This is a genomic window from Trinickia diaoshuihuensis, assembly GCF_003390925.1.
Classification (GTDB): domain Bacteria; phylum Pseudomonadota; class Gammaproteobacteria; order Burkholderiales; family Burkholderiaceae; genus Trinickia; species Trinickia diaoshuihuensis.
The window spans coordinates 15,415-40,642 of sequence record NZ_QUBS01000079.1 but is presented as its reverse complement, the minus strand read 5'-3'; the positions used below and the strand labels follow the sequence as shown (position 1 = coordinate 40,642).

Below are 25,228 nucleotides of genomic sequence, written 5' to 3'. Positions count from 1 at the left end.
TCATGTCTCCTCCGTTGCAGCACATCCAGACTTCGCCGACGCCGCCGGCCGCCGCTGACGTGGTGGTCATCGGCGGCGGCATCATCGGCGTCTTCGCCGCCTACTACATGGCCCGGCGCGGCGTATCGGTCGCCTTGGTCGAGAAAGGGCGGATCGGGGCGGAACAATCGAGCCGCAATTGGGGCTGGTGCCGGCAGCAAAACCGCGACGCGCGCGAATTGCCGATGGCCAGTAAGAGCCTCGATCTTTGGGAGCGATTCGCCGTCGAATCGGGCGAGGATACGGGTTTCCATCGCTGCGGGCTGTTGTACCTCAGTAACGACGAAGCCGAGCTGTCGCGCTGGGCGAGTTGGGGCGATTTTGCCAAGACCGCCGGCGTGAGGACCTATATGCTCGATGGCCGCCAGGCGACGCAGCGAGGACAGGCGACCGGCCGGGCTTGGAAGGGCGGCGTCTTTTCGCCGACCGACGGCACCGCCGACCCCGCGAAGGCCGCGCCGGCCGTCGCAGCGGCATTGATGAAGCTCGGCGGCAGCGTCGTTCAATCGTGCGCGGCCCGCGGCATCGAATTGGAGGGCGGGCGTGTGAGCGGCGTCGTCACGGAAGCCGGCGTCATCAAGACGCGCACGGTCGTCCTTGCCGGCGGCGCTTGGGCGTCCTCGTTCTGCCGGCAACTCGGCATTCGTTTTCCTCAAGCGTCGATTCGACAATCGATCCTTAGTGTTGCTCCGGTACGGCATCGCTTGCCGGATGCGATGTTTACGACGGGCGTGTCGGTGACCCGCCGCAACGACGGGCGTTACGCGTTGGCGATCAGCGGGCGCGCACGCGTCGATATGACGCCGCAGTTCGTGCGATTCGCGCCGCAGTTCGTGCCTATGTTCGCCAAGCGCTGGCGCAGCCTTCTGCCGGGTGGCCTGGAGGGCGTTCGCGGCGGTCACGAAACGTTGAAGCGGTGGCGGCTCGATATGCCGACGCCTATGGAGCAAATGCGCATTCTCGATCCGAAGCCCGATGGGCCCACGATCAAGGAAACGCATCGGCGCGCGGTCGAACTGTTGCCCGAACTGCGCGAAGCGCAAATCACGCATGCCTGGGCCGGTTTCGTGGATAGCACGCCCGACGGCGTTCCCGGTATCGGCGAAGTGCCTGGCGTGCCGGGATTGATCTTGGCGGCCGGGTTTTCGGGGCACGGCTTCGGCATCGGGCCCGGCGCCGGGCATTTGATTGCGGACCTCGCAACCGGTGCCGAGCCGATCGTGGACCCGATGCCCTATCGACCGAGCCGCTTTTCCGAGTCCGCATGGGGCAAAGTCGCGGATTTCTAGCCGGAGGTCTCATGGATCAGAACGAACAAGGTGCGCCGAACCCGCGCACGATGAACCCCACGGGGCTAGCCACGCCCGGTGGCCACTATAGCCACGTCTCGATCGCGAATGGTCTCGTTTTTGTATCGGGGCAACTTCCGATCGATGCGACCGGCCGGAAACTCACCGACGAGCCCTTCGAGGCACAGGCCGAACAAGCTTTGGCCAACGTCGCGCAAGCGCTTTCCGGCGCGGGCAGCGGCGTGACGAAACTCGCCCAGGTCCGTGTCTATATCGTCGACGTGGCGCACTGGCCGAGCTTCAACGAGATCTACGCGCGCTGGGCCGGCGATGCCAAGCCCGCGCGTGCCGTCGTGCCGGTCCCGGCCCTGCACTTCGGCCTGAAGATAGAGATCGAGGCGATCGCGGTGCTATAGCGCCGAGCGCTCGTGCACCGGCTGGCTTATCGACCCAAGGACACGCTGCAATGACTTCACCTGTTCGTCACCTGGCGCAAGGCGGCCGGCTGGATCGTTTTTACATCGACGGCGAATGGATCGCCCCCGAGAGTACCGATCGAGTCGCTGTCGTTTCGCCGTCCACCGAGGACGCCGTCTGCGAAATCGTCCTCGGCAACGCACGCGACGCCGACCGAGCCGTGCAGGCCGCGCGTGAGGCTTTCGCGGGCTGGTCGGCCATGCCGCCGCACGAGCGCGCGGCGCTGCTCGACCGGGTGCATCGCTTGATGCTGGAGCGAGCCGAACTATTCGCCACGGCGCTCACCACGGAGATGGGCGCCCCGATCGGCTATGCGCGGGCCGCGCATGTTCCCCTCGCGGCGGAGCATATCCGGGTCGCCCGCGACAACTTGATTCGCTACGCGTTCGAGACGCGGCGGGGGACGACCGCGGTCGTCCGCGAGCCGATCGGCGTCTGTGCGTTGATCACCCCCTGGAATTGGCCTATCTATCAAATCACGGCGAAGGTCGGCCCGGCCCTCGCGGCGGGTTGCACGGTAGTGCTCAAACCCAGTGAGCTGTCTGCGCTCAGCGCGCTGCTGTTCGCGGAAGTCGTCGCGGACGCGGGCGTTCCCGCTGGCGTGTTCAACTTAGTATGCGGCACAGGCACCGAAGTCGGGACGGTGCTGGCGTCGCATCCGCAAGTCGATATGGTGTCGATCACCGGTTCGACGCGCGCCGGTGTGCTGGTGGCGCAAGCAGCGGCCCCCACAGTCAAGCGCGTGGCGCAGGAGCTTGGCGGCAAATCGCCCAACATCGTCTTACCCGATGCCGATCTGCCGCGTGCGGTCTCTCTCGGCGTGGCGGCCGCGTTTCGGAATATGGGCCAGTCGTGTAGCGCGCCGACGCGTTTGATCGTGCCGCGCGGCCAGTTGCACTCGGTCGAGGAATTGGCGGTGGCAGCCGCGCGGCAGATGATCGTCGGCGATCCTTTCGTCGAGACGACGACCCACGGCCCGCTGGCCAATCGCGCGCAGTTCGACAGGGTGCGCGCGATGATCGAAGCCGGCATCGACGAACGCGCCAAGCTCATTGCGGGCGGACCGGGAAGTCCCGCTGGACTCGATAAGGGGTTCTACGTACGGCCCACGATTTTTTCCGATGTCCGCACGGACATGACGATCGCCCGGGAAGAAATCTTCGGACCCGTCCTCGCCATCCTTGCCTACGACTCCGTGGAAGAAGCAATCGCGATCGCCAACGATACGGTGTATGGGCTCGGCGCGCATGTGCAAGGCACGGATAAGGCGCTTACGCGCGCCGTCGCGGCGCAAATCCGGTCCGGCCAGGTGCACCTGAACTATCCGGCGTGGGATCCGCAAGCGCCCTTCGGCGGGTACAAGCAATCGGGCAACGGCCGCGAATACGGCATCGAAGGAATGGAAGAGTACATGGAGGTGAAGTCGATCCTCGGGTATTACGACGCTTGAAGCAGCGGCGGGGCTCGACGCGATAACGGCGCTCATTCGATCAATCGAGGACAACACAATATGCCCACATCAGAGCAAGCAGCGCTCGAACAGCGCAACGTACGATCGTTTGTAGACCTGCGCAAGTTCGCTTCGGACGAAAGTCGACGCAACGAGCCGAACCACTCGGGCGATGTCGATGGCTTCCTTTCCAGCCGCCGATTTCTGGATTGGCCGGCCGGCCCATTGAGCGCGGGTGTGCTAACGCTCGACGCGGGCAGCGGTTTTGTGCCGCCGCAGCCGGTAGATGAATTCCTCATCGTGGCGGAAGGTGAAATCGCGTTGAAGCAGGAGGGGGCGCGCGAGTTGACGATGCGGCCGGGGGACAGCGCGGTACTGGGGTGCGGCGTGGCGTTTTCTTGGTCGGCTAAAGGCCCGGTTTCGATCGTCTTCATGCGTTACCAGCGCGGCCGGTGCGCCACGGGTCGGATCGTTCCGATAGAACCTGCGCCGAACTTGGAGCCGTCGGGCACGCCGCCCGCGGAGTTGCTGCTTTCACCCGTACCCGCCTGCCGCAACTTTACCGACTACCGCTCCGACGATGGCGCATTCGTTTGCGGCACTTGGGACTCGACGGCCTATCAGCGTAGTGCGCTGTTTTACGGCCATTGCGAGCTGATGTACCTGCTGGAAGGCAGGGTGACATTCGTCGACGAATCCGGCCGCACGGCCACGTTCGAGCGCGGGGACATCTTTCTGATCGAGCAGGGCGCCCGGTGCAGTTGGGACAGTCGCGAGCACGTCGCAAAGGTCTACGCGATTTTTCGGCCGGCGTGATGCCGCCCATCGCCGGCGAAGCCATTGAGTCCCGAGATCGCAAGGGGCCGGCGCGTTGATGCGTGCCGGCCCCTTCTCGTACCGTCGATTCAGCCGGATACGATAGCCGGCCTTATCGTGCGGATCGCTGGATCAAGATCTCAAGGCGTTTGCGTAAAGTCGAACGCGTTCGTGAGATCGCCGGTGGCCGGGCGGAATCCGGCCAATGGCTTCAGGTTGAAACGCTTCGTGATGAACTTGAGGATCGACGCCGTATCGTAGTAGGTGTGATCGACGTAGCCCTTCTTTGCATAGGGCGAGATGACGACGGCGGGGATTCGCGAGCCGGGGCCCCAGCGGTCACCCGCGGGCGGTGCGACGTGATCGAAGAAGCCGCCGAATTCGTCCGTGGTTACGACGATCGCCATATGCGCCCATTGCGGGCTCTTTTGCAGCGTATTGAGCACGTTGGCGAGATCGGCATCGGCGCTTTCCACATCCGAGTAGCCGGGGTGGGCATTCAGATTGCCGGCGGGCTTATAGAACGAAACCGGCGGCAACGTCCCGTTTGCCGCGTCGCTCAGCATGTTCGTCGCGTCTTGCAGGTGGTTTGCGCGCTCGGTTTGTCCCTGCGTCGTCGTCGGGTCGAAGCGACTGTAGTAGTTGAACGGCTGATGATGCGGCTCGAAGTCGGGTTGGCCCGGGGTTTCCGTCCAGATCAGCTTGTAGTTCTTGCTGTCGCGTACGGTCAGACCTTCGACGAGCGCATTGTTCCATTCACCCGCATACCATTTCCAATTGACGCCGGCCGCCGTGAGCGTATCGCCGATGGTCGTGAATTTGCTGGAGTCGATCGGCGGCAGGACGGCCGAACCTTCATAGGCGTCGCCGGCGGGGTTCGCCAGCCGCACGTCCTGCCCGGGGGCCGACGGCGCCGCGCTCGGCTGGTACGGCGGCAGGATCGTGTTGATCGCATAGCCGTCCGGAGTGACAGAGCCGTCATGGACGAACTTGACTTGCCCTTGGTTCGCGCTGGCCGGCGAAGTCGGATCGATCTGCAGCGCCTTGCCGCTCGCGTCGACCGTGGCGATCTCGCTGGCCGGCGCGTTGGGGTAGGTGGGGGCACAGGCGCAGACGAGATATTGGTGATTCAGGAAAGAGCCGCCGAATGCGCCTTGGAAGAAGTTGTCGGCCAACGTGTATTGCTTGGCGAGCTTATAGAGGTTCAAGCCCGAACCGTCGTAGTAGCCCATGACGTAGCCGCCTCGGTTCGAGTAGGCCGCGAACATGTTGTTGGCGCCGCCGTTGATCTGCATCTGGTGCTGATAGAAGCGATGCACGAGGTCCGGCCCGGCGACGCTCATCGTGCTGTTGATGGGCGCCGCATCGAGGCGGTACGGCGCATTGGGCAGCGTGCTGACCAGACCGAGCGACGGATCCGTCTCGCTGCCCCACACGGCCGGCAGCTTCGTCAGCACGGTTTTGCCGTCGAAATCGACTTGGGCGTTGGCCGCCGTGACGTTAGCAATGCCGTTTGCACCGGGGAAGTTGCCGAACAGGTTGTCGAACGAGCGGTTTTCCAAATAAATGACCACCACGTTTTGGACCTTGCTGATATCACCTGTTGCGGCAGCCGGCGTGCTATTGCTGGAGCCGCAGCCGGCAAGAGAGACGACCAGGACCGCGCCGGCAAGAGCGCCGCGCAGCGCAACCGTAATCGGTCGCAAACGGTTTGCTTCCATGTTTTATACCTTGTTTTAAGAAAATTAAAGAGCAACGCAAAACGGCCGTTACTCACGCCACCCCAAAACACCCGGCGAAGATTCCAGGTTCCGCGAAGAACAGATCGATCAGTCGCGGCGACAGAGCCTAAGCGCCGATCGTGACAATTTCATAAAAATAATTAGGGAAATACGGACAAATATGCGCTCGCCCCCTGTGGCCGCCTGGCCCGGCGGGGAGGCTCGAAAAAAATCTGATACTAGTATCGGCGTTCTTCGGTTAACGGAAGTTTTGTAATTGAGTTATTCTGAAGAATGATTAATTATCGAATCGAATATGTCTAAAAGAAGCGATACGGCTATACCGGGTCGCCGCAGTGGGCGACATTTGCGAGGAATGCGGCCATGAGCCGGGTCCCGGCGCGCGCTTCGAGGTAGTACAGGTACTCGCCGATCGACGGCATATCGTCGATGATCGCGACCGCGCACAAATCCGGACAGGCGCCTACTTCGCCGCTCGGCATCAGCGTGCAACCCATCTCGCACCGAACGGCTTCGCGAACCGCTTCACGGCTGCCGAGTTCGATGGTGTTCGAGGGCAGTTGCACGCCCGCTTGCGAAAGCACGTGTTCCATCAGCACGCGCGTGCGTGAGCCCGATTCACGCATGAGCAGTGTGTGCCCGGTCAAGTCCGCGAGCGAGACGGTATCGCGCGAAGCGAGCGGATGCGCGCGGTGCACGACGGCGACGAGCCGATCGTTGGCTATCGTATGGCGTACGAAGCGAGGGTCTTCGTTTTGTTGCGACGACACGGCGACATCCACGCGAAAATCCACGAGCGCATCGAGCACCTGTTGCGAGTTGCCGATTTCCACGTTGATCCTGACGGCCGGATACTGGCGTCGAAAGGCGGCGATCGCGGGCAGGATGTAGAAGGGGCCCGTGGTGCCGACGCGGAGCGTACCAGTGCGTAGTTCCTGCTCGTTGCGTAAAGCGAAATCAATATCGTTTTCGATTTGCAGCATCTCGCCGACGAGCGGCATGAGCGAAGCGCCTGCGTCGCTGAGGTCGAGGCGATTCCCGCGGCGATGGAAAAGCTCGACGCCGTAATGACGTTCGAGCTGCTGGATTCGCGCGGTGATGGTGGGTTGGCTGACCTCGAGCCGCTTGGCCGCGGCGGTGACGCTGCCTTGGCGAGCGGTTTCGTAAAAGGCGGCGGCAAGCAGGGCGAGCATGGTGAGGCCGGAGGAAGAATACGGGGATAGTGCCGTGGGTAGATGACAGGCTGGTGTCGGGGCAATGTAAGGAAGGCTTATATCGATCGCGCTAAAGGAGATGCTGAATGAAAAAAGCAATGCTGGTACGCGCTTTCGTGGTCGTTCTCTTCCTCAGTTTCGCGGCGCTCGCACGAAGTGAGACCGCCCTGACTCCATCGTGCGGCGCGTGCCTTCACATTCGCGTTGGGCTTGCGCATATGGTGCGCGGTCCGGCGGCGGATATTGCCGACAACCGCTTTACCGAGATCGAGTTGCCGGGCGGGGGCTTCCGGGGCTTCGACGCGCATGGGCAAACCACGGCGATCGACGGCAAGACGCCCCTTGATATGGGCGGGCCGGGGCGTATCGTCCTGACACCCGGAGCACCGGGAAGTTATAGCGCTTGCGGTCAGTGGCTCAATCACGCCGAGCGCATCGGTGCAACCGTTCTCGGGTTCGTCCATACGGAGACGGCTTGCGACTACGCGGCGGGCCAAACCCACAAATCCATGGCGCTCGCCACTTCGACCGACGACGGACTGACTTGGCGCAGCCTCGGCCAGTTCATAACCGGAACGGATTTGCCGACACCGGGCAGGAACACCGGCGAGGGCGATTGCACGGCTGTCGATGGCCGCGACGGGTACCTCTACGCCTACTGCTTTCGGCCGCGCGATAGCGGCCTGATCGTCGCGCGGGCCCCTAGCGGGGACCCGTCGCCTCGCAACTGGCGAAAATACTTTCAGGGTGGTTGGGATCAACCCGGGCTCGGCGGTAATGCGACGCGACTGATGGCCGGGGCGGGAGCGAGCATCGCGCGCTGGAATTTGGTGTTCCGCGAGATCGACGTTGAGCCGAGGCGTTCGGCCGATGCACCGCAGGTCGTGGAGATGCTGGCGCGCTGGTTCGATCCGGTACATCGCGATCGCTGGCCCACCACCGCGCCGGTTCCCGCGCCATACAGGCAAGACGGGCAGACCGGATATCTGTCGACTAGCCCGCTTCCCACGACAGATAGCGTCGAGCTCGAGGATTGCGATAGCGATAGATCGGGCCATCGCGAGCACCTTCTCGCGGAGAAAGGCTTTTGCGAGGCGCATGGCTACCGGCGGTTGCGCACGGCCGGATGGGCCTACGCGAAGCCGCGGAGCAACACGGTTCCGGTGTACCGCTGCTATGACGCGACGGAGAAATCCCACTTCGCGTCGAATGAACCGAATTGCGAGGGGCTCGGAGAAAACGAACGCTTGCTGGGCTACGCGTTGTCGACCATGTAACGAATCCCGGCCACCCCTCCAAATTCTTCCGGCCGCCTTCCTTTCCTCCAAATATCGAGCGTCGCCCCCGGCACCGTCCGGCCTGACGGCGCGTCCGCGCACATCATGGTTGCAAATTGAGACTGCTTCGATTAGCATTCAGTCGGTTTCAAATTAAAACCACATCGACGGGAGTCGACGATGTCCATCCGGACCCAGCCTCACGCCGCATCTCGTCGAACTGCGGCTCGAGATGCCTCGCATAGCTGCCTTGCGTTGTTCTCGAGTGCCCATTGCGCGGATCGCCTTTTCGTTATCCGTTTTGTCGCTGGTTATCAATCGCTGCACGCCATGGCGCACTGCCGGCCGATGGCACAACCGGCCCGTTAACATCGAATTGGGAAAAACGACCCATGGACATTTCCTACACTCGCTCCAGTAGAAACACCATAGCGTTGGCGGCTATCTGCCTGGCGCAGCTAATGTTCGCGTTGGAAATATCGAGCGTGCCGGTGATCTTGGCGACGCTCGAGAAGCTGTTGCACGCGGATTTCAAAGATCTGCAATGGATCATGAATGCCTACACGATCGCCTGCACCACCGTCTTGATGGCGGCTGGGACACTTGCCGACCGTTACGGCAGAAAGCTGATGTTCATCATCAGCTTGTCGGTGTTCGGCGCGGCCTCGCTGATTTGCGGCCTCACACATAGCACGCCGCTCTTGATCGCGGCTCGGTTTGTTCAAGGGATGGGCGGCGGATCGATGTTCATTTGCATCATCGCCATCTTGTCGAATCAATTCAAGGAAGGCGCGGAGCGCGTCAAAGCTTTCGGCATCTGGGGCATCTTCCTGGGCTTCGGCCTTGGCTTCGGGCCGATGATCGGCGGGGCGATCGCCGCGCTCTCAGGCTGGCAATGGGTGTTTTTGATTCACGTTCCGCTTGCCGTATTGACGCTGTTCCTCGCGCTCGGCAGCGTGGAGGAATCGAGCGACCCCGATGCCAAAAAGCTCGACATTCTCGGTATCGTCACGCTTTCGCTCGCGGTGTTCGGGTTGACGTACTACATCACGCAAGGCTCCGAACTCGGCTTCACGAGCCGCACGGCGCTCTACATCATCGGCGCGACGATCGTCAGCTTCGTCGTGTTCGTGATCGTCGAGCAAATCAACTCGCATCCGATGTTCGATTTCTCGGTGTTCCGCATTCGCCGCTTCTCCGGTGCGATCATGGGCTCGGTCGGCATGAATTTCAGCTTCTGGCCGTTCATCATTTTCTTGCCGATCTTCTACCAAACGGGACTTCACTACGATGTCGTCACCGCGGGCCTTTCGCTGCTGGCCTACACGCTGCCGACGCTCGTCATTCCGCCCGTCGCGGAAAAGCTCTCGCATCGGTACCAGCCGGGCGTCATCATTCCGCTCGGTATGTTCACGATCGGCCTCGGCTTCATCTTGATGCGCTTCGGCGCGACCTCGGCCATTGCAAGCGGTTGGACGATGCTGCCGGGTTCGTTGGTCGCGGGCATCGGCCTTGGGCTCACCAATACGCCGACGACGAATACGACCACGGGCTCAGTGCCCTCCAATCGTGCAGGGATGGCATCGGGCATGGACATCAGCGCGCGCTTGATCAGCCTTGCCATCAATATCGCCGTGATGGGCTTCGTGCTCGTGGCGGGTATCGTCGACCATCTGCAGAACGCCTTGCCGAACACGGTCAGCGCAGCCGATCTCCAAACGCTGGCTGAGCGGATCGCCAGCGGCGGCAGCACCGAGTCGCTGAGCCAGCACTTCCCGGTGCTCACGCAAGCCGATCCGACCGGATCGATCTTGCACGGCGCGCTCGTGGAAGGGTTCAGTTGGCTGATGCTGTACGGCGGGTTCAGCGTCTGGGTGTTGGGCGCAATCAGCTTCCTCATTTTCGCGCCGAAAAGCTCGAGCCAACAAGTGCGGACCTGATCGACCGACTTCGGTATCGCGCCGACGATGAGGCGCGATACCGATCCTGCCTCCCTACGCAGAGGAACGACGTATGAACGATCTCTTGAGCAAAGTGCTCGACGCTCACGGTGGACTCGAACGCTGGAATTCGTTCAGCGAGTTGGCCGTGAAGAGCGCAACGGGGGGACCCTTCTGGCCTTCGAAGGGGATTCCCGAAAACCATGGTTGGGGCAACGTCACGATCAAGACGGCGGAAGAATGGACGAGCATCGCCCCGTACGATGCGCCCAATCACCGCATGACCTTTACCCCGAGCCGCGTGGCAATCGAGGACTACGATCACCAACTCGTCGAGGAACTGCTTGACCCGCGCGCCGCGTTCGCCGGATACGGACCCCACACGTACTGGGATATCTCGCACCGAGCTTATTTCAACGGCTACGCCCTGTGGACGTATTTGGCGACTCCGTTCCTGCTTGCGCTGCCGGGAGTGCAAGTCGAGGAGACCGCCCCCTGGTACGAGGACGGCGAGATCTGGCGCGTATTGAACGTCGTGCTGCCCGATACGTTGGCAAGCCACAGCGCCACGCAGCGCTTTTACTTCGGTCCGGATTTCCTGCTGCGGCGCCAAGACTACGAGCTCGATGTTTCGAGCAAGGCGCAAGTCGCGCACTACGTCTCCGACTACGTCGAAGCGCAAGGGCTTCGTTTTCCCACACGGCGTCATGCATACGCGCGCAACGCCGATGGGCAGCCCGATCGGAATCGCTTGCTCGTATGGATCCGCTTCGAGGACTTTCGTCTTCGCGAGCGCTGAGCAAGTAAGCGGGGGCGTGCGGCGATACCGGCCGCATGAATGCGGCGCAACCTCATTTGTCGTGCCGCGCAACGAGTTTTATAATGGAACTAGTTGCCCTGCGGTTTCGCACGACCTCGTTGTACGAAGTTGCGGTGCGTTCATGGTCTGGCGATTCGATCAGGATCGAAACATGATGCCCGAGAATGCGTCCACCCGACGTATGCGATCGAAGCAGGCCCGACCCGTGTGTTCACATGAAACTGGAGGGCCGCGATGGTAAAGCGAACGAGTCACAAGGGAACGTCTTGCCCGATCGCGAGACCCTTGGACGCGATTGGAGACTGGTGGTCGCTTCTCATCGTTCGTGATGCCTTCGACGGCCTTCAGCGCTTCGGCGAATTCCAGAAGAACCTGGGGCTCGCCAAGAATATCCTGACTACGCGGCTGCGTAACCTAGTCAATCACGGCATTCTCGAAACGGTGCCGGCTTCCGACGGCAGCGCCTACCAGAAGTATGTGCTGACCGAGAAAGGCAAGGGGCTGTTCCCGTTGCTCGTCGCCTTGAGGCAGTGGGGCGAAGCGTATTTCTTCGAGCCCGGCGAATGCCACGTGTGCCTCGTCGATGCGCAACAGGGGTTGCCTGTCAAGCGCCTCGAACTACGGTCTCAAGACGGGCGGCTGCTCGGCCCCGACGACACCATGGTCAAATCGGCCGTGGAAATCACCGAGGCCACAGCCGACGCGTCATCGAAAGCCGGTCTTCGCGAAACGCACTAGCCGTAGGGGCGCGCGACGCCGCGCCCGTGAACCGGAAGCGCCCCCAGCTCGAAAAAGTTCTCCGCGGCAGCGCTTCGGCATAGTCGTCTGAACAACTATACCGACTGTCTTCGAACACATGACAGCGTGCGCGTCCGTCCCGCTATCGCGCGGATGCGTGATTTAAGCGCATAGGGAATTTGCTAATTCCAGATTCAGATATCTATTTATCAAATCAGAATAGCGGGTGCATGGAGATATAAAAGTTGCCTTGACGGCGCCAGTTATCGTCTTATTTTTGGCGCGCCCCGAATTAAGCGCTGAAATAATACTTATAATTAAGCCATCTCTTTGTTCTGATCCGTATAAACCATTATAGCGTTCGAATATTGTCTTCCCTCTGGTGGGTCCTGCATTAAGCGCTCAAATAACAATGGCGGTTAAGTGATCTTCTTATACAGGGTTGTATAAACAAATCACGGAAAATTCATAAAAGAACTAGTTGCAAATTGAAACTCAGTGCTCTATAGTTACCCGCAACGCATAACCCGCCGGTGAGAAGCGGGTGCGGGTTTCACGTTCTCCGCTTTTCTACCGTCGAGAAGAAACTCAATTTGGAGCAGCCATGCCAACGGTAAAGCTCATGCCTCAGAGCGTGGAGGTGGTATTGCCGGATGGAAGTCCATTGACCGAGCTTGAATTCGAGTTATATGGGCAGGAATCCATCCCATTCGGCTGCAAGGCCGGTGTGTGCGGTGCCTGCGTAATTGAGATATTAAACGGCATCGATTATCTGGGCAACAAGAGCCGAGAGGAGAAGGATTTTTTGGAGACGCTCGGGTATCCGGGTGACTCATTCAGGTTGGCATGTCAGTGCCATGTCGGAGGAGCGGTAACGATTCAAGTCGTTTCGTAGTAGTTTAAATCTGGCTGGTTTGTCGATTAGGGTTTTCGCGCAGTCGATTCTTCTCATTCACCAAGGAAGGAATTATGGGCAATCGCGTTAAAAATACTGGCTTGGGCAACCGCACTCCGTTTCTCAATGCCCAACGGTCGCTTGAAGTGCGCAAAGAAATCGATTCGATTATCGATGCGCAAATCGATAACTGGTACGAAACCGTGCCTTATGCGGCGCACCTCGAAGGCAAGAAAATCGATTCCGATTATTACAAACGGCATCTGATCGAAACGGCTTGGCGCATTAGGCTCTTGCGCGTATCGGAATCGAAGGCGCTCGCCGAAGTCGCCAAGCGAAGCCCCGAAGCTGCGCAGATCTGGGCCAACTACGAGCGCGAGGAAATGCTGCACGACGAGTTGTTCATTCAGGACCTCGAGCGTGCCGGGGTATCGCGCGAGCAGTTCCTCGATACGGAGCCGTACCTGTCGACCAAGCTGCTCACGGGTTACTTCTCGTACCTGCTCGACCATGAAGGCCCGCTCGGGGTGATCGCCTACTCGTATCTCGTCGAGTACGTCAACGTGAAGCTCGAGCCGCGCAAGCTGAAGGCGCTCAAGGAGTCGGTGGGCGAGACGAATATCGTCGGCCAGATCGCACATTCGCACACCGACATCAACGATGACCACCCGGGCGAGGTATGGGCGGCGATCCGGCACTTGATCGGCAGCGACGACGACATCGACGCGCTCAAACGCTATCTGCGTGAGCATCAAACGGTGCTGGCGCTCTACTTCAAGGAGCTTTACGAAGACAAGATCGAGCCGGCTCTGAAGGCCGCGGCCTGACGATCCGAGAGGAGACATGGCGATGGCGAATAGCGGCGTTCTTATTTTGAGTCATTGCGGTTTCTCGTTCGCGGAGGACCTGATCGCAGCGATCAAGGCCCGCGGCCTGCAACCGTTCGTGCTCAGCTCTCTTCCGCTGCCCGAGCATGGAGAGCAAAGGCTGCAGAAGCTGCGAGGCATGGCGCGAGTGGTGCTTTCGAGCGACTCGCATGTGCTGAATATCGAGGGCGTCGAACGCGCCATCGCCTCGTTGCGCGCGTCGGGGCGCACCATCAGCGCGTGCATCAGTGTTTGGGAAGGCTACCGCGCGTTGATGGCGCATGCGAATCAACGTCTGGGCGCCAGCGATCTGCCGGCACAGCGGATCGACTTTCTGCGCAACAAGTTCGCGGTTCGAAGCGAGCTATACGGCGCCGGCTTGTCGAGGGTTGCCGCGCGCATACTGACGCCCGACGTGCTCGATGCATTGAAGCGCGAAGGCGGCCGCTACTTCATTAAGCCGGCGCGAGGAATCGCCTCGTACGGAGCGTTCCGCCTCGCGGCCGATACGAGTTGGGCACAACTTGCCGCGATCGTCGAGCAGGCGCGCGACGACACGGTGTATGGATCGGCGCTCGGCGAGGACGTCTCGTTCGTCGCCGAAGACTATCTCGAGGGCACGGAGTTCAGTTTCGAGGTGCTTGCAGCGCAAGGGGAGGTACATGTCGTGGGCGTGCACGAGAAGTGCGAGCTCACCGAAACCAACGGCACCGTGCTCGAGGACAGTTGCACGAGCCCGCCGGCCTCGCTGTCGACGCGGCAGATCGCGGTGGGGCTCGTCTGGCTGAGGTCGGTCTTTGCGCAATTGCAGCTCGATTGGGGTTGCTTTCACGTCGAGGCCCGGTTCGACGGGAAGCACTGGGATCTGATCGAGATCAATCCGCGGGTCGGCGGCAGCCTCATTTCTCACAGCGTGAAGGCGCTGAACGCGGAAGCCAGTTTGCTGGACCTTTGGCTAGCGCTGCTGCTCGAGCAGACCAACGGAGCGCCTTACGCGGGACTGTCCGCGATGTTGCGGCGTCTTTCGTATCGAACGGACGGCTCGGCACCCACGGCGCTGGCGACCTTCTTCCGCGTGTATTTCGCCGCGCCGGGGCAAATCGAAAGCATCGAGCTGCGCGGCGGCGGGCGGCGCCCGGCCATCGAGCAGATCCTGCTCAAACCAGGCGACGTGGTGGACGACACCCCGCGCGAATCCTTTCTCGGCCAACTGCTGTGGCGGATGACGCGTGACGAGCGCGATGCAACGCTGAACGACCTGCTGGTCGAATCGGCAAGCGCCATCGACGTGCGCTACCGCAACCCATCGCTTGCATTGGAGACACAATCGTGAACGGCAACCGACCCATGCTGTTGATCATCGACTACAACCTCACTCGTGTGTCCGACGTCGCGCATATCGCATCTTATGCGCGCGAGCGGCACGGGGCCGAGACCATTCTGATTCGCGCGAACCCCACGGAGCGCGATCTACAACTGTGTCAAGCGGCGATCGATCTCGACCCGCTCGCCGACGATTTCGTCGAGCAGGCGGTGTTTTACCTGAAGCCTTGGCGCGATCGTTTGCGCGCCGGTATGGTGTTCTCCGACAATGCCGTCCAAAGCGGTGCCGCCTTGCTCGAACGTCTCGGGCTGCGCGTCGACTCGGCGGTGCTTGCCGGCAATGCGTACAGCAAGCGGGACTATCGCGTCAGCGAAACCGCCGTGCGCAATTTGCTCGAAGCTCAGAACGTGATGGTCCCCGACTGCGTCGAGGTATTCGGCGTCGAGGACCTGCGCCGGTTCGCGGACGCGCATCCCGACGGGTTCGTCGTCAAGCCTTCCTGTGAAGGCAACAACCGCGGCGTCGTGATCGTCAAAGCCGGCGACAGTCTCGAGGCCGCATTTGCCGCGGTGGCGCCTTATCTGTCACGCGGCGCGATCTGCGAAACGCTGATCCCGTTTGCTCGCGAATTTTCATTCGACGGTGTGGGGACGACCGAGTTCGTAACGGAGAAGGTTAGTGCCAACGGGCGCTATCCCGTCGAGGTCGCGCAGATTCTTCCCGCGCGCATCACGGCCACGGAGCGCGCGACGTTGACGCGCGCGGGGCGGCTCGCGAACGTGCTCGTCGGCCAGCAAAAAGGCCCGTTTCACAACGAAATCAAGCTCGACGACGCGGGGCTGCGCGCGGCCGTGGTCGAGCCGAATCGCCGGCCCGCCGGCATGAAGATCTGGACGATCGCGCAGTACGTGTACGGCATCGATTTCTATGGTCTCTGGGTCGATGCGGCATTCGGCGCGGCCCGCGAGCCGCTGCTTTCGGCGTCGGAACGGCGAGCCGCGACGGTCATGCTGGGCGTACCCGCCGACGGACTCCTCACGGTACCGTCGCAGGAGGACGGCGAGCAACTGTTCGACCGGACGCTCGCACGCGCCGCTTCGCTGCTGGGCGTGGACTCGATGCGACGGCTCGAATTCGGCTGGCTGGGGGAGGGGACGCGCCACATCCCGGCATTGCCGCACGACAATGCCGACTTCGCCGCGCAAGCCTGCTTCGCCGCCGATAGCGAGGCGCTCGACATGCGCAGCGCCGTCGCCACCGTGCGCGCGATTTGGCTTTCGGTGCTCGGTGAAGCGCGCGAATTCTTCGAGCCCGAGCGCAGCAGCATCGATGCGCGGGCCTCGTTGGCCGCGGCTTGACGGGAGCGCGACATGAACATTCTTGTTTTGCACCGCGTGCCTTACCCGCGCATCGAATACGCGCGCGGCATCGACCATGACCGGCATGACGTGACGTATTTCGGCGTTCCGGATTTGCTGGCCACGCTGCCTGCCGGGTTGCGTTGCGAGCGCGTGCAGCGTCCCGGTCGCGCGGGCACGTTCGATGAAGCGCAGGCGTGGCTCAGTCAAGCGCCTCGTTCGTTCGATCGTGTGATTGCCCTGTCGGAATACGACTTGCTCGACGCGGCGAAGCTGCGTGCTTGGCTCGGCACGCCGGGCGCCACTTTCGACGAAGTGCGTCTCGTCCGCGACAAGGTCGCGATGAAGGACGCCGTGCGCAAAGCAGGGCTGCGCGTGCCGAAGTTCGTCAGCCTCGGCGCGCTCATGGCTTCCACCGCTTCGGCGCAATGGCTGGGCCGCACCGTCCTGAAGCCGCTGAGCGGCGCATCGAGCGAGGACGTCGTCATCTTCGAGACGCCCGAAGCGGCAGCCGTGGCGATTCGCGAGCGCCGCTCGGGCGTCGCCCGGCTCGATGCCGATGCACAGGCCATCGACGACTACGAAGTCGAGGAATTCGTCACCGGCGACATCCTGCATTTCGACGGTCTCGTCTCGAACGGCGAAGTGCTGACGATTACGGCCAGCCGCTACATCGGCACATGCCTCGCGTTCGCGAATGGCAGGCCGCTCGGCTCGTATCACTTCCCCGTCTCGACGCAAGCGGGAGCTTGGGCGGCGTCCGCGCTGGCCGCCGTCGGCATTGAGCAGGGCAGCTTCCACCTCGAAGCCATCGAGCACGGCAAAACGCTTGTGTTTCTCGAAGTCGGCAATCGCGTGGGGGGAGCCGATGTCGTCGCGACGTTCGAGTATGCAACCGGCGTGCACCTTCCTTCGGAGGAACTGCGCCTGCTGCTCGACGGGCGTCCCTCGCGCGCGCTCCCCCGAACGCAAGCGCAGCCTCGCTGGCACGGGTGGTTCGTGTTCCCGGGACACACCCTCGACACGGATGCTTACGAAGGGATCGCCGGCATCGACGCCTTTCGCGGCGATCCCGCGCTCGTGCGTTGGATCGAATTGCCGGCGGGCGCGCCGATCAAGCGAAGGATCACCTATTCGGCCCACGAAGCGCCGCTTGCCGGAATCGTCGCACATGAGAACTGGGAGCAGACGAGAGACTGGATCAGCGCGCTCTTTGCGGCAGGCGATGCCGCAAGAGAGACCGCCGCGTCGAGGCTGCGCTCGCGCCCGGACCTGCCGCACGCCGCATTGCGCCACGCAGCGCCGCACCGAGAAATGCACCTAGTCAATACCGACCGCTGAGAGGAGAGACGACAGTGAGTACGCAACTGAAATTGCAGCCGCAAGCGCTAGACGTCGAGCATGACTGCAACACGCTCGCCGGGCAGATGAAGTTGAATGCGTTCTATTTGCGTGAGCTTGCGCCGCCGAGCGCGCCGGAAACCGTGCCGTTGGCGGAAGACTACGCACGCATTCACGCGCTCGAGACGCAGTGGAGCGACTATGAGGCGGCGCGCATCGAGCGAGGCGCGTTTCCGACCGATGCCGAGCAATTCGAAGAATGGTATGTCGCATTGCGCCACAAGCATCGCCAGGAAGTCTCTCCGTTTTTCGATTTTCTCGCCGAGGAAGCGTCGCTACCGCAGCTCTCGCTGTTCGTTGCACTCGAGGCTCAAGTCGATGGCCGTTTCGACGACATCATCGCGCTGTCGCAGCTCGGTATGGACGGCGACATGAAACTCGCACTGGCGGAGAACTTCTGGGACGAGATGGGTCTCGGTGAACTCGATGAAATGCACACACGCACGTTCATGCGAGCCGCGCCTTATTTCAAGTCGCAACTAGGCGATCTCGATCTGGAAGTGGACATGCCCGTCGCGGCGCTCAAGAACGGCAATCTGTTGCTCATGTACGCGCTGCGCCGTCAACATGTCGCGCGATTGCTCGGTGCCTTGACGTTGCTCGAACAAACCGTGCCCTATCGATTTACGCGGATGCTCAAGGGCATGCAGCGGCATAACGTGCCGAAGGAATTCCGCTACTACCACGAGCTTCACGTGCCCGTGGATGCCAATCACGGCAAGCAACTGGTCGCCCGCGTGCTGTTGCCGCTCGCGCGTAAGAACCCGCACATCATTCGCGACCTATGCGAAGGCTGCCTGATTCGTTATCAGATCGAGAAGGAGTATTACGCCGGCGCGCGCGAGGTGATGGATCGTCGCCTGCATTGAGGCCGAGCATGCCGGGCACCCGGGAACGCCCGGCGCTCGATCCCTACCGTCACTCCAACCACGACTCGACTATGCATCCGACACTGTCATCCGATCTCGCGAACATCGATTCGTTGCTTGAACGTACCCGCCGTCACGCCGTCGAGGCCTTGGCCAGTCTCGATGACCGTCCGGCCGCGCTCGCGCCGCCGCCCGCCTCGATCGAACCGCTGCCGGAGCGGGGCGCGGGGCTCGACGGCGCACTCGCGCAATTCGCCGAACGCTGGGCTCCGGGTTTTTCGGGCAGCGCGGGGCCGCGCTATTTGGGCTTCGTCACGGGCGGCTCGACGCCGGCGTCGCTGGCGGGAGATTGGCTCACCGGCGTCTACGATCAGAACCCGACCGCCGGCATCGACAGTGCCGCTCCGGACCTCGAGCGGGAGACGGTTGCACGGCTGCGCGAACTGTTCGGCTTGAGTGAGGCGCAGCAGGGCGTGTTCGTCACGGGCGCCACCATGTCGAACTTCGTCGGACTCGCGCTTGGTCGCGAGTGGCTCGGCGAGCGCAAAAGCGTTCGCGTCTTCGAGCAAGGCGTGGCAGCACTCGGCCCGGTGCACGTGTTGTCCGCGGTGCCGCATTCGAGTATCTATAAGTCGCTTTCGATGCTCGGTATCGGCCGCAACGCGGTGCGGAAAGTCGCCACGCTGCCCGGGCGCGAAGCGGTCGATATCGCTGCGCTCGAAGACGCGCTTGCCGCGCTCAACGGTGAACCGTCGATCGTCGTCGCCAGCGCGGGCACCGTCAACACCGTCGACTTCGACGATCTGCAGGCGATTTACGCGCTCAAGGCTCGCCATTCCTTCTGGTTGCATGTGGATGCGGCATTCGGCGCATTCGCGGCGCTCGACCCTAAGCATGCGCATCTCGTGGCGGGGCTCGATCTCGCGGATTCGATCTGCATCGACTTGCACAAGTGGCTCAACGTCCCCTATGACGCCGCGGTCCAATTTACGCGCCGCCGCGATCTGCAGGTGCGCATATTCCAAAACAGCGCGGCGTATTTGGGAGCGCCGGCCGACAACCCCGATTTCGTGCATCTGACGCCGGAGAACTCGCGCCGGCTACGCGCGCTCGCGACTTGGTTTTCGCTTGCCGCGTATGGGCGCGCAGGCCATGCGGAAATCGTCACACGCAACATAGCGCTGGCACAGGCGCTGGGCAGGCGAATCGGCGAGCAGGCGGGATTGCGCTTGCTCGCGCCGACGCGCCTGAACGTCGTCTGCTTCACGCTCGAACATCGACCCGACGAGGCACGCATCAACGCATACGTGCGTGCCGTGCGCGATCTCGGGGATGTGTTCATCACGAGCACGGTTTACGAGGGCACCTGGGGATTGCGCGTCGCTTTCACGAATTGGCGTACCAGTGAAGGCGACATTCCCCGGATATTCGAGTCGTTGAAACGGGCCCTCGATGCGGTGGCGCGCTGACAGCTACGCCTCTTCCAATTCTTCGTTCAAAACCTGAGACTGGTGAAATCATGAGCATAATCGTTGGCGTATCCGCGCACTATCATGACTCGTCTTGCTGCATCCTGAAGGACGGCAAACTCATCGCCGCCGCAGAGGAAGAACGCTTTTCCAAAGTGAAGCACGACAACAGCATTCCTACCGGTGCGTTTCGCTACTGCTTGCGCGAGGCGAACGTGACGATCAAGGATGTCGATTGCGTGGCCTACTACGAAGATCCCTACAAGAAGGCTTCGCGCCAAATCGCGACGAACCTGAGAGACCTGATTCACAACCCGCGCCGCCGCTTCAAGATCGATCCCAAGCGTGCCGAACGCGACATTCGGCAAAGTCTGGGTTTCGACGGACCGATCGAATACGTCGATCACCACTTGTCCCATGCGGCGAGTTCGTTCTTCTATTCGGGCTTCTCCGAAGCGGCCTTATTGACGGTCGATGGCGTCGGCGAATGGGCTACGACGACTTACGGTCGCGCCAAGGACGAGAAGATCGAACTCTTCGAGGAGGTCGCCTTTCCCGATTCGATCGGCTTGCTTTACAGCACGATCACGGCGTATCTGGGCTTCGATGTGAACGACGCCGAATACAAAGTCATGGGCCTGGCGCCCTATGGCAAGCCGCTCTACGTCGAACAGGTCAAACGTCTGCTCGAATTGAAGGAGGGCGGGCAATACCGGCTCAACATGGAGTATTTCGACTTCCTCAACGGCGACCGGATGTACTCCGACCGCCTGCCCGAGCTATTCGGCGAGGCGCCGCGCGAGCCCGAATCGGAACTCGATACGTTTCATAAGGATCTGGCCGCCAGCCTGCAACGCACGCTGGAAGACATCCTGCTTTCGAAGGCGCAATATCTGCACGACGCGCATCCGGTGGACAATCTTTGCATGGCCGGCGGCGTGGCGCTCAATTGCGTCGCGAACGGGAGGATCTTGCGTGACGGGCCGTTCAAGAAGCTGTTCGTGCAACCGGCCGCGAGCGACGCGGGCGGCTCGCTCGGCGCGGCTGCCGTGGCCCATACGCGCTTGACGGGGCGGCGTCCCGAACTGAAGGCGCTCCCGCACGTCTACCTCGGACCGAGCTTTTCGAATCGCGAGATTCATCAAACCGTGAGCGCGATTTTCCCCTCGACGTCGATCGTGGATTGCTCCGACCGTCCGGACGAGCTCGTCAAAGAGACGGCGCAGCGTCTCGCAGAGGGCAAAGTCATCGGCTGGTTCCAAGGGCGTATGGAGTTCGGGCCGCGCGCACTCGGCTCGCGCTCCATCATCGCCGACCCGCGCCGTCACGACATGCGCGATCGGATCAATGCCCTCGTCAAAATGCGCGAGGCGTTTCGGCCGTTCGCACCGGCGGTGCTCGAATCGAAAGCGGCCGAACATTTCGATCTCGACCATTCGTCGCCGTTCATGCTCGAAACATGCGACGTGATCTCTCCGCTGTCGTTGCCGGCCATCACGCACGTGGACGGCTCCGCGCGCGTGCAGACGGTGAGCGAAAACAGCAATCCGCGCTTTCATGCTTTGCTGACCGAGTTCGATCGGTTGACCGGCTGCCCGATCTTGCTGAACACCTCGTTTAACATGCGCGGCGACGCGATCGTGCTCGATCCGATCGATGCCATCTGGTGCTTCGTGGTGTCGGACATCGATGCGCTCGTGATCGGCGACTACATCGTGGATCGTGGGTTCAAGCTGGAGACCTGGGGCAAGCTGAAGGAGATCTTCAGTGCGCGTTCCGCAAAAAAGCGCGCCGCGCCCGAATCCGTCAACGTTTATACGTTCCTCTGATCCGACGGAGCGTCCATCATGGACCACGCGATTGCCAGATCGAGCGACCTGTCCGTTCGTATTCCGGTGCACGCTCGATCCTGGGTCATCCGGCAGACCCTGTGCTTCGATAGCGCCGGCTATGCGTTTCGGCAGCGCGACATCGAGATCAGCGGATCGCGTATCAGTGCATTGCTGCCGGCCGGGACGTCCACGCTTGCCGACGGGGTGGACGGCTCATCCTTCGTCTGCACCCCGGGTGTCGTGGGAATAGAGACGGCGATGCCACGCCCTCGCGGTGCGACGTCCGTCGTATCGCGGCCCGGCTGCGTGACTTGCATTGCGCTGCATTGCACGAGCATGCGCGAGCTGACCGAGAGCGAACAAGTGGGCCCGATGAGGACTGTCGCATTGCTCGAATTCAGCGGCAACTACCTCGAGCAAGTGAACGGTTTCCTCGAGTGGTTCTTATCGGCGTCGCGCGGCCGCTTCGGCGCGCAAGCCGATCCGCCGCTCAGCGTCATGCCGGTTTTGGCGAGCGCGAGGCTATTGTCGGCCTCGGAAGTCATCGAGTTTGCGAAGTTCGCCAAGACGATGGGGACGCGAATCGGCGTGCGCTTATCGTCGAACGCGGACGACGCGCTGGAATTCCGAAGCCGGTTCTATTGCTCGGAAAGCGCGTTGATGGCGTATCTGCTGGCGCACGAATCGAATTTGACGATGTTCAACGCCTCGCGGATCGATCGACGCGAAGCCTCGCTGCTGACGCGGATGAACTGCGCGGTTTCGCTGGACGAACTCGGGTCTCCGCACGATCTCACGGATCTTTGGAAGGCACACAGCCCGCTGTTCTTGCAAGCTCGTGCCGCGTTGCATGTGCGCACGAGCTACGCGCAGGGACTGCTGTCGCGCGTGGCGGGTGGAACGCCGTCGTCGAGACTGGATCGATATGCGGACGCGTTGACACGGTCGGCAGCGCTCGCGGTCGGCTTGTCCGACGTCGGTGTGCTGGCCCCCGGTATGAAGGCGGATTTTTGTGTATTCGACCGTGACCGCGGCGACGACTATGGAGCGGGCAGCGCCACGTTGCTGTCGCTATTGGCGACACGCGAGCCGGCGTTCACGGTCGTCGACGGACGAGCACTGGGAGGCGGGGCGACGGCGAGCGCCGCGGTCCCAGCCGAGCTTGCTCACGCCTAGTGAGATCGGAACCGTTTCAAACGCATCGCTGCTGACTGAAAGTTTTAGAACGTTCATGCAACTTACTGGAGCACACACCATGACAGATAAGTCTTTGCGGCAGGAACTGAGCAGCCGGTTCGCGGCGTTGCTCAAGGACGACAACGCGGCTTTCTCCGTCCTGCAACTACTCGGCGAGGACACCCGGTATGTGGATTCGAACAGCGGCGATCATTGGTCGGGCCCGTTCGCCGCGCTGGCGGAGGATTTCGCGAGTTTGAAGGGACAAACCCAGAGCAAGCGGTCAGTCGGCATCTGGGAAGAAGAGGAGGGGACGGGGGATTTCGTTCGCTCGCGCAAGCATATCGATTTGTGGCGTTTCTGCGCCGATGTCGAGCGTATCGGCAAGAAGGGGGAGAAGAAACGCATCGTGCTGCTTGGCGAATCGGTCGCGCGCGGCTTCTTTTTCGATCCCGTCTACAGTCCCGCGAAGGTGCTACGCGAACAGCTATCGGCGTTCTCCGAGCCGGTCGAAGTCGTCGATCTCGCCCAGAGCAATTGCGATCCGTGGTGGCTGTCGAAGATTGCGGCTTCCGTGCCGCTCCTCGAGCCCGATGCCGTTGTGGTGTTCGCGGGCAACAACTGGCGGGTGGGCTCGCTCGCCAACACGTCGGCAGAGACGTTCAAGAGCGATGGCGACTTGATCGAAGAAGACGGCGGCTTTTCGAAGCTGCTCGGCAAACAGCTACAGCGCTTGGAACGATTCGCGGGACAGGTGGTGACGAAGCTGGCATCGTCATTGACGCCGCTTGGCGTGCCGGTGGTGTTCGTCATCCCCGAAATCAACGTGGCCGACTGGACGAGTGCGCCGGTCAGTGCGTTCGATACGCCGCTGATGTCGAGCGAGGACACCCGAAGCTGGGTGTCGGCCTATGAGGCGGCGAAACAGGCGCTCGATGCAGGCGAGTTTGACGCGGCCGAAGAATCCGTGCGGCGCGCGATCGAACTCGACGGCGGGACCTCGTCGTCGAGCCTCGAACTGCTGGCACGCATTCAACGCGGCCTAGGCAAGCGCAGCCGGGATATCTACGAAACGCTGCGCAAAAGCCGCGACATCATCGAGGATACGCGGGTGGTGCCGGGCGTCTTCGTTACCGTGGCCGAGACCATTCGGCGCGTTGCGCCGGAGGTTGGGGCGACGATCGTCGATTTGCCGCAGCTCTTCGGCGATCGTTATGAGCACGAGATCCCAGGCCGTCGGCTGTACTTGGACTTTTGCCACCACACTTCGGAAGGTATGCGCGTGTCGATGGCCGCCGTCGCGCAAAAGCTCCTGCCCGCTCTTTTCAAGCGGGAAGCGCACCTCGAAGACTTGATCGATGCGGCATCGAAGCCCGCGCCCGAACATGAAGCGTGGGCCCATTTGCTGGCGGGCATCCATAACGCGCACTGGGGGCAGGACCCGGAAGTTTGTGCCTTCCACTTCCGGCGCGCGCGCGAATACGATCCCAAGATCGCGACGACGGGCATTGCGCTCGTGTACGATGCCTATCGCCGCAAGACGCCCCAGGTGCTGCTGCCCGAGTTCGATCAGTTGGTGAAGAACGAGATCGCGGAAGTGTGCTTGGTCGGTTATAGCCCGCTTGCCCGCGGCATCATCAAGGAGCAGGCACTGCTCGATGCCATCGCCTCCGCTTTCCCGGAAATCGTTTCGGCATCGGAGGGGCCCGAGCTGTCGTTGGGCAACGTCGACGAGATTGATTTGCTGCAGTCGCATTCGACGGAGCTGACGGATCGCAATCGTTGGTATCGCCGCGCGTATTCGGCCGCTTACGGGACAACGAGCAAGTACACGTTCTCCTCGCAATCCGCGCAAGATTTATCGATCAGCGTGACGTCGCGCATACCGGAAGCCGTGCAAGCCGGCGAGATCGTCGTTGAACTGAACGGCAAGCCCATTGCGCAGGCGACACTCAAGGACCAATGGGTGGCGTTGCGGACGCGGGCGAGCGCCGGCGTCGTCAAGGCTGGGCTCAACGAGTTGACGATCCGGTGGCCGAATGTGCCGCGCAACGATATCCGCGCCAGGCTGCGGAAAGACTTCGAAGCCGGTCAGAAGGTGGATATCCGTAGGCAGTTCGGCCAGCTTCATGATTTGACGGTCGCTGCGGTTGCTTGACTTTGCGATTGGCCGAGTCCAAGGGCGGAGTTTGACGGTTCGATTCGATGATTGGGTTTGACGTTTTGCGACGCCGCA

20 protein-coding genes are annotated in these 25,228 nt (G+C 61.8%); 18 read left to right on the top strand and 2 right to left on the bottom strand.

Going from position 1 to position 25,228, the window contains the following annotated elements; translation table 11 throughout:
* Positions 1-2: 2 nt before the first annotated feature.
* Genes DXT59_RS17390 through DXT59_RS17375 form a run of 4 tightly spaced genes read left to right on the top strand, consistent with a single transcriptional unit; the run spans position 3 to position 4,071 of the window.
* On the top strand, positions 3-1,328 hold the full coding sequence (locus tag DXT59_RS17390; RefSeq protein ID WP_116138109.1) for an NAD(P)/FAD-dependent oxidoreductase: 1,326 nt from the start codon (positions 3-5) through the stop codon (positions 1,326-1,328).
* An 11-nt stretch (positions 1,329-1,339) separates the two neighbouring features.
* Positions 1,340-1,744 carry a RidA family protein gene (locus tag DXT59_RS17385; RefSeq protein ID WP_116138108.1) on the top strand — a complete coding sequence of 135 codons (405 nt, stop codon included), beginning with the start codon at positions 1,340-1,342 and terminating at the stop codon, positions 1,742-1,744.
* Positions 1,745-1,794: 50 nt separating this feature from the next.
* A complete protein-coding gene (locus DXT59_RS17380; RefSeq protein WP_116138107.1) occupies positions 1,795-3,255 on the top strand; it encodes an aldehyde dehydrogenase family protein in 1,461 nt (486 codons plus the stop codon).
* 60 nt (positions 3,256-3,315) lie between these two features.
* Positions 3,316-4,071 (top strand): cupin domain-containing protein, encoded by a 756-nt coding sequence (locus tag DXT59_RS17375; protein ID WP_116138106.1) that lies wholly within the window; start codon positions 3,316-3,318, stop codon positions 4,069-4,071.
* A gap of 140 nt (positions 4,072-4,211) precedes the next feature.
* Here the strand turns inward: DXT59_RS17375 and acpA are convergent, their stop codons facing one another.
* Positions 4,212-5,792, bottom strand: coding sequence for an acid phosphatase (gene acpA / locus DXT59_RS17370; protein ID WP_116138105.1), 1,581 nt, complete (start codon positions 5,790-5,792; stop codon positions 4,212-4,214).
* 338 nt (positions 5,793-6,130) lie between these two features.
* A complete protein-coding gene (locus DXT59_RS17365) occupies positions 6,131-7,006 on the bottom strand; it encodes a LysR substrate-binding domain-containing protein (protein ID WP_116138104.1) in 876 nt (291 codons plus the stop codon).
* A gap of 107 nt (positions 7,007-7,113) precedes the next feature.
* On the opposite strand from DXT59_RS17365, the gene DXT59_RS17360 reads away from it, so the two are divergent.
* From DXT59_RS17360 to DXT59_RS17295, 14 genes are all read left to right on the top strand, one after another.
* On the top strand, positions 7,114-8,304 hold the full coding sequence (locus tag DXT59_RS17360) for a hypothetical protein (RefSeq protein ID WP_116138103.1): 1,191 nt from the start codon (positions 7,114-7,116) through the stop codon (positions 8,302-8,304).
* A 392-nt stretch (positions 8,305-8,696) separates the two neighbouring features.
* Entirely contained in the window at positions 8,697-10,244 is a 1,548-nt protein-coding gene (locus tag DXT59_RS17355) for an MFS transporter (protein WP_205417444.1), read from the top strand.
* 73 nt (positions 10,245-10,317) lie between these two features.
* Positions 10,318-11,043 (top strand): hypothetical protein, encoded by a 726-nt coding sequence (locus DXT59_RS17350; RefSeq protein ID WP_116138102.1) that lies wholly within the window; start codon positions 10,318-10,320, stop codon positions 11,041-11,043.
* A gap of 255 nt (positions 11,044-11,298) precedes the next feature.
* Entirely contained in the window at positions 11,299-11,802 is a 504-nt protein-coding gene (locus DXT59_RS17345) for a winged helix-turn-helix transcriptional regulator (RefSeq protein ID WP_116138101.1), read from the top strand.
* A 604-nt stretch (positions 11,803-12,406) separates the two neighbouring features.
* Positions 12,407-12,697: a 2Fe-2S iron-sulfur cluster-binding protein gene (locus DXT59_RS17340; protein WP_116138100.1), complete on the top strand. Its 291-nt coding sequence runs from the start codon at positions 12,407-12,409 to the stop codon at positions 12,695-12,697.
* Positions 12,698-12,843: 146 nt separating this feature from the next.
* The gene (locus DXT59_RS17335; RefSeq protein ID WP_240324557.1) at positions 12,844-13,524 is read left to right on the top strand and encodes a heme oxygenase-like domain-containing protein; all 681 of its coding nucleotides are present in this window, start codon (positions 12,844-12,846) and stop codon (positions 13,522-13,524) included.
* Between the two features lie 16 nt (positions 13,525-13,540).
* Positions 13,541-14,896 (top strand): ATP-grasp domain-containing protein, encoded by a 1,356-nt coding sequence (locus tag DXT59_RS17330; protein WP_240324556.1) that lies wholly within the window; start codon positions 13,541-13,543, stop codon positions 14,894-14,896.
* Positions 14,893-16,245, top strand: coding sequence for an ATP-grasp domain-containing protein (locus DXT59_RS17325; RefSeq protein WP_240324555.1), 1,353 nt, complete (start codon positions 14,893-14,895; stop codon positions 16,243-16,245). The genes DXT59_RS17330 and DXT59_RS17325 overlap by 4 nt, the downstream gene beginning before the upstream one ends.
* A gap of 12 nt (positions 16,246-16,257) precedes the next feature.
* Positions 16,258-17,586 (top strand): ATP-grasp domain-containing protein, encoded by a 1,329-nt coding sequence (locus DXT59_RS17320; protein ID WP_116138098.1) that lies wholly within the window; start codon positions 16,258-16,260, stop codon positions 17,584-17,586.
* Positions 17,587-17,600: 14 nt separating this feature from the next.
* Entirely contained in the window at positions 17,601-18,515 is a 915-nt protein-coding gene (locus DXT59_RS17315; protein ID WP_240324554.1) for an iron-containing redox enzyme family protein, read from the top strand.
* A gap of 71 nt (positions 18,516-18,586) precedes the next feature.
* Positions 18,587-19,984, top strand: a complete 1,398-nt coding sequence (locus DXT59_RS17310; protein ID WP_116138097.1) for a pyridoxal phosphate-dependent decarboxylase family protein — start codon at positions 18,587-18,589, stop codon at positions 19,982-19,984.
* Positions 19,985-20,034: 50 nt separating this feature from the next.
* A complete protein-coding gene (locus tag DXT59_RS17305; protein ID WP_116138096.1) occupies positions 20,035-21,813 on the top strand; it encodes a carbamoyltransferase family protein in 1,779 nt (592 codons plus the stop codon).
* A gap of 18 nt (positions 21,814-21,831) precedes the next feature.
* Positions 21,832-22,992 carry an amidohydrolase family protein gene (locus DXT59_RS17300; protein WP_116138095.1) on the top strand — a complete coding sequence of 387 codons (1,161 nt, stop codon included), beginning with the start codon at positions 21,832-21,834 and terminating at the stop codon, positions 22,990-22,992.
* A gap of 79 nt (positions 22,993-23,071) precedes the next feature.
* Positions 23,072-25,150 carry a hypothetical protein gene (locus DXT59_RS17295; protein ID WP_116138094.1) on the top strand — a complete coding sequence of 693 codons (2,079 nt, stop codon included), beginning with the start codon at positions 23,072-23,074 and terminating at the stop codon, positions 25,148-25,150.
* Positions 25,151-25,228 lie beyond the last annotated feature (78 nt).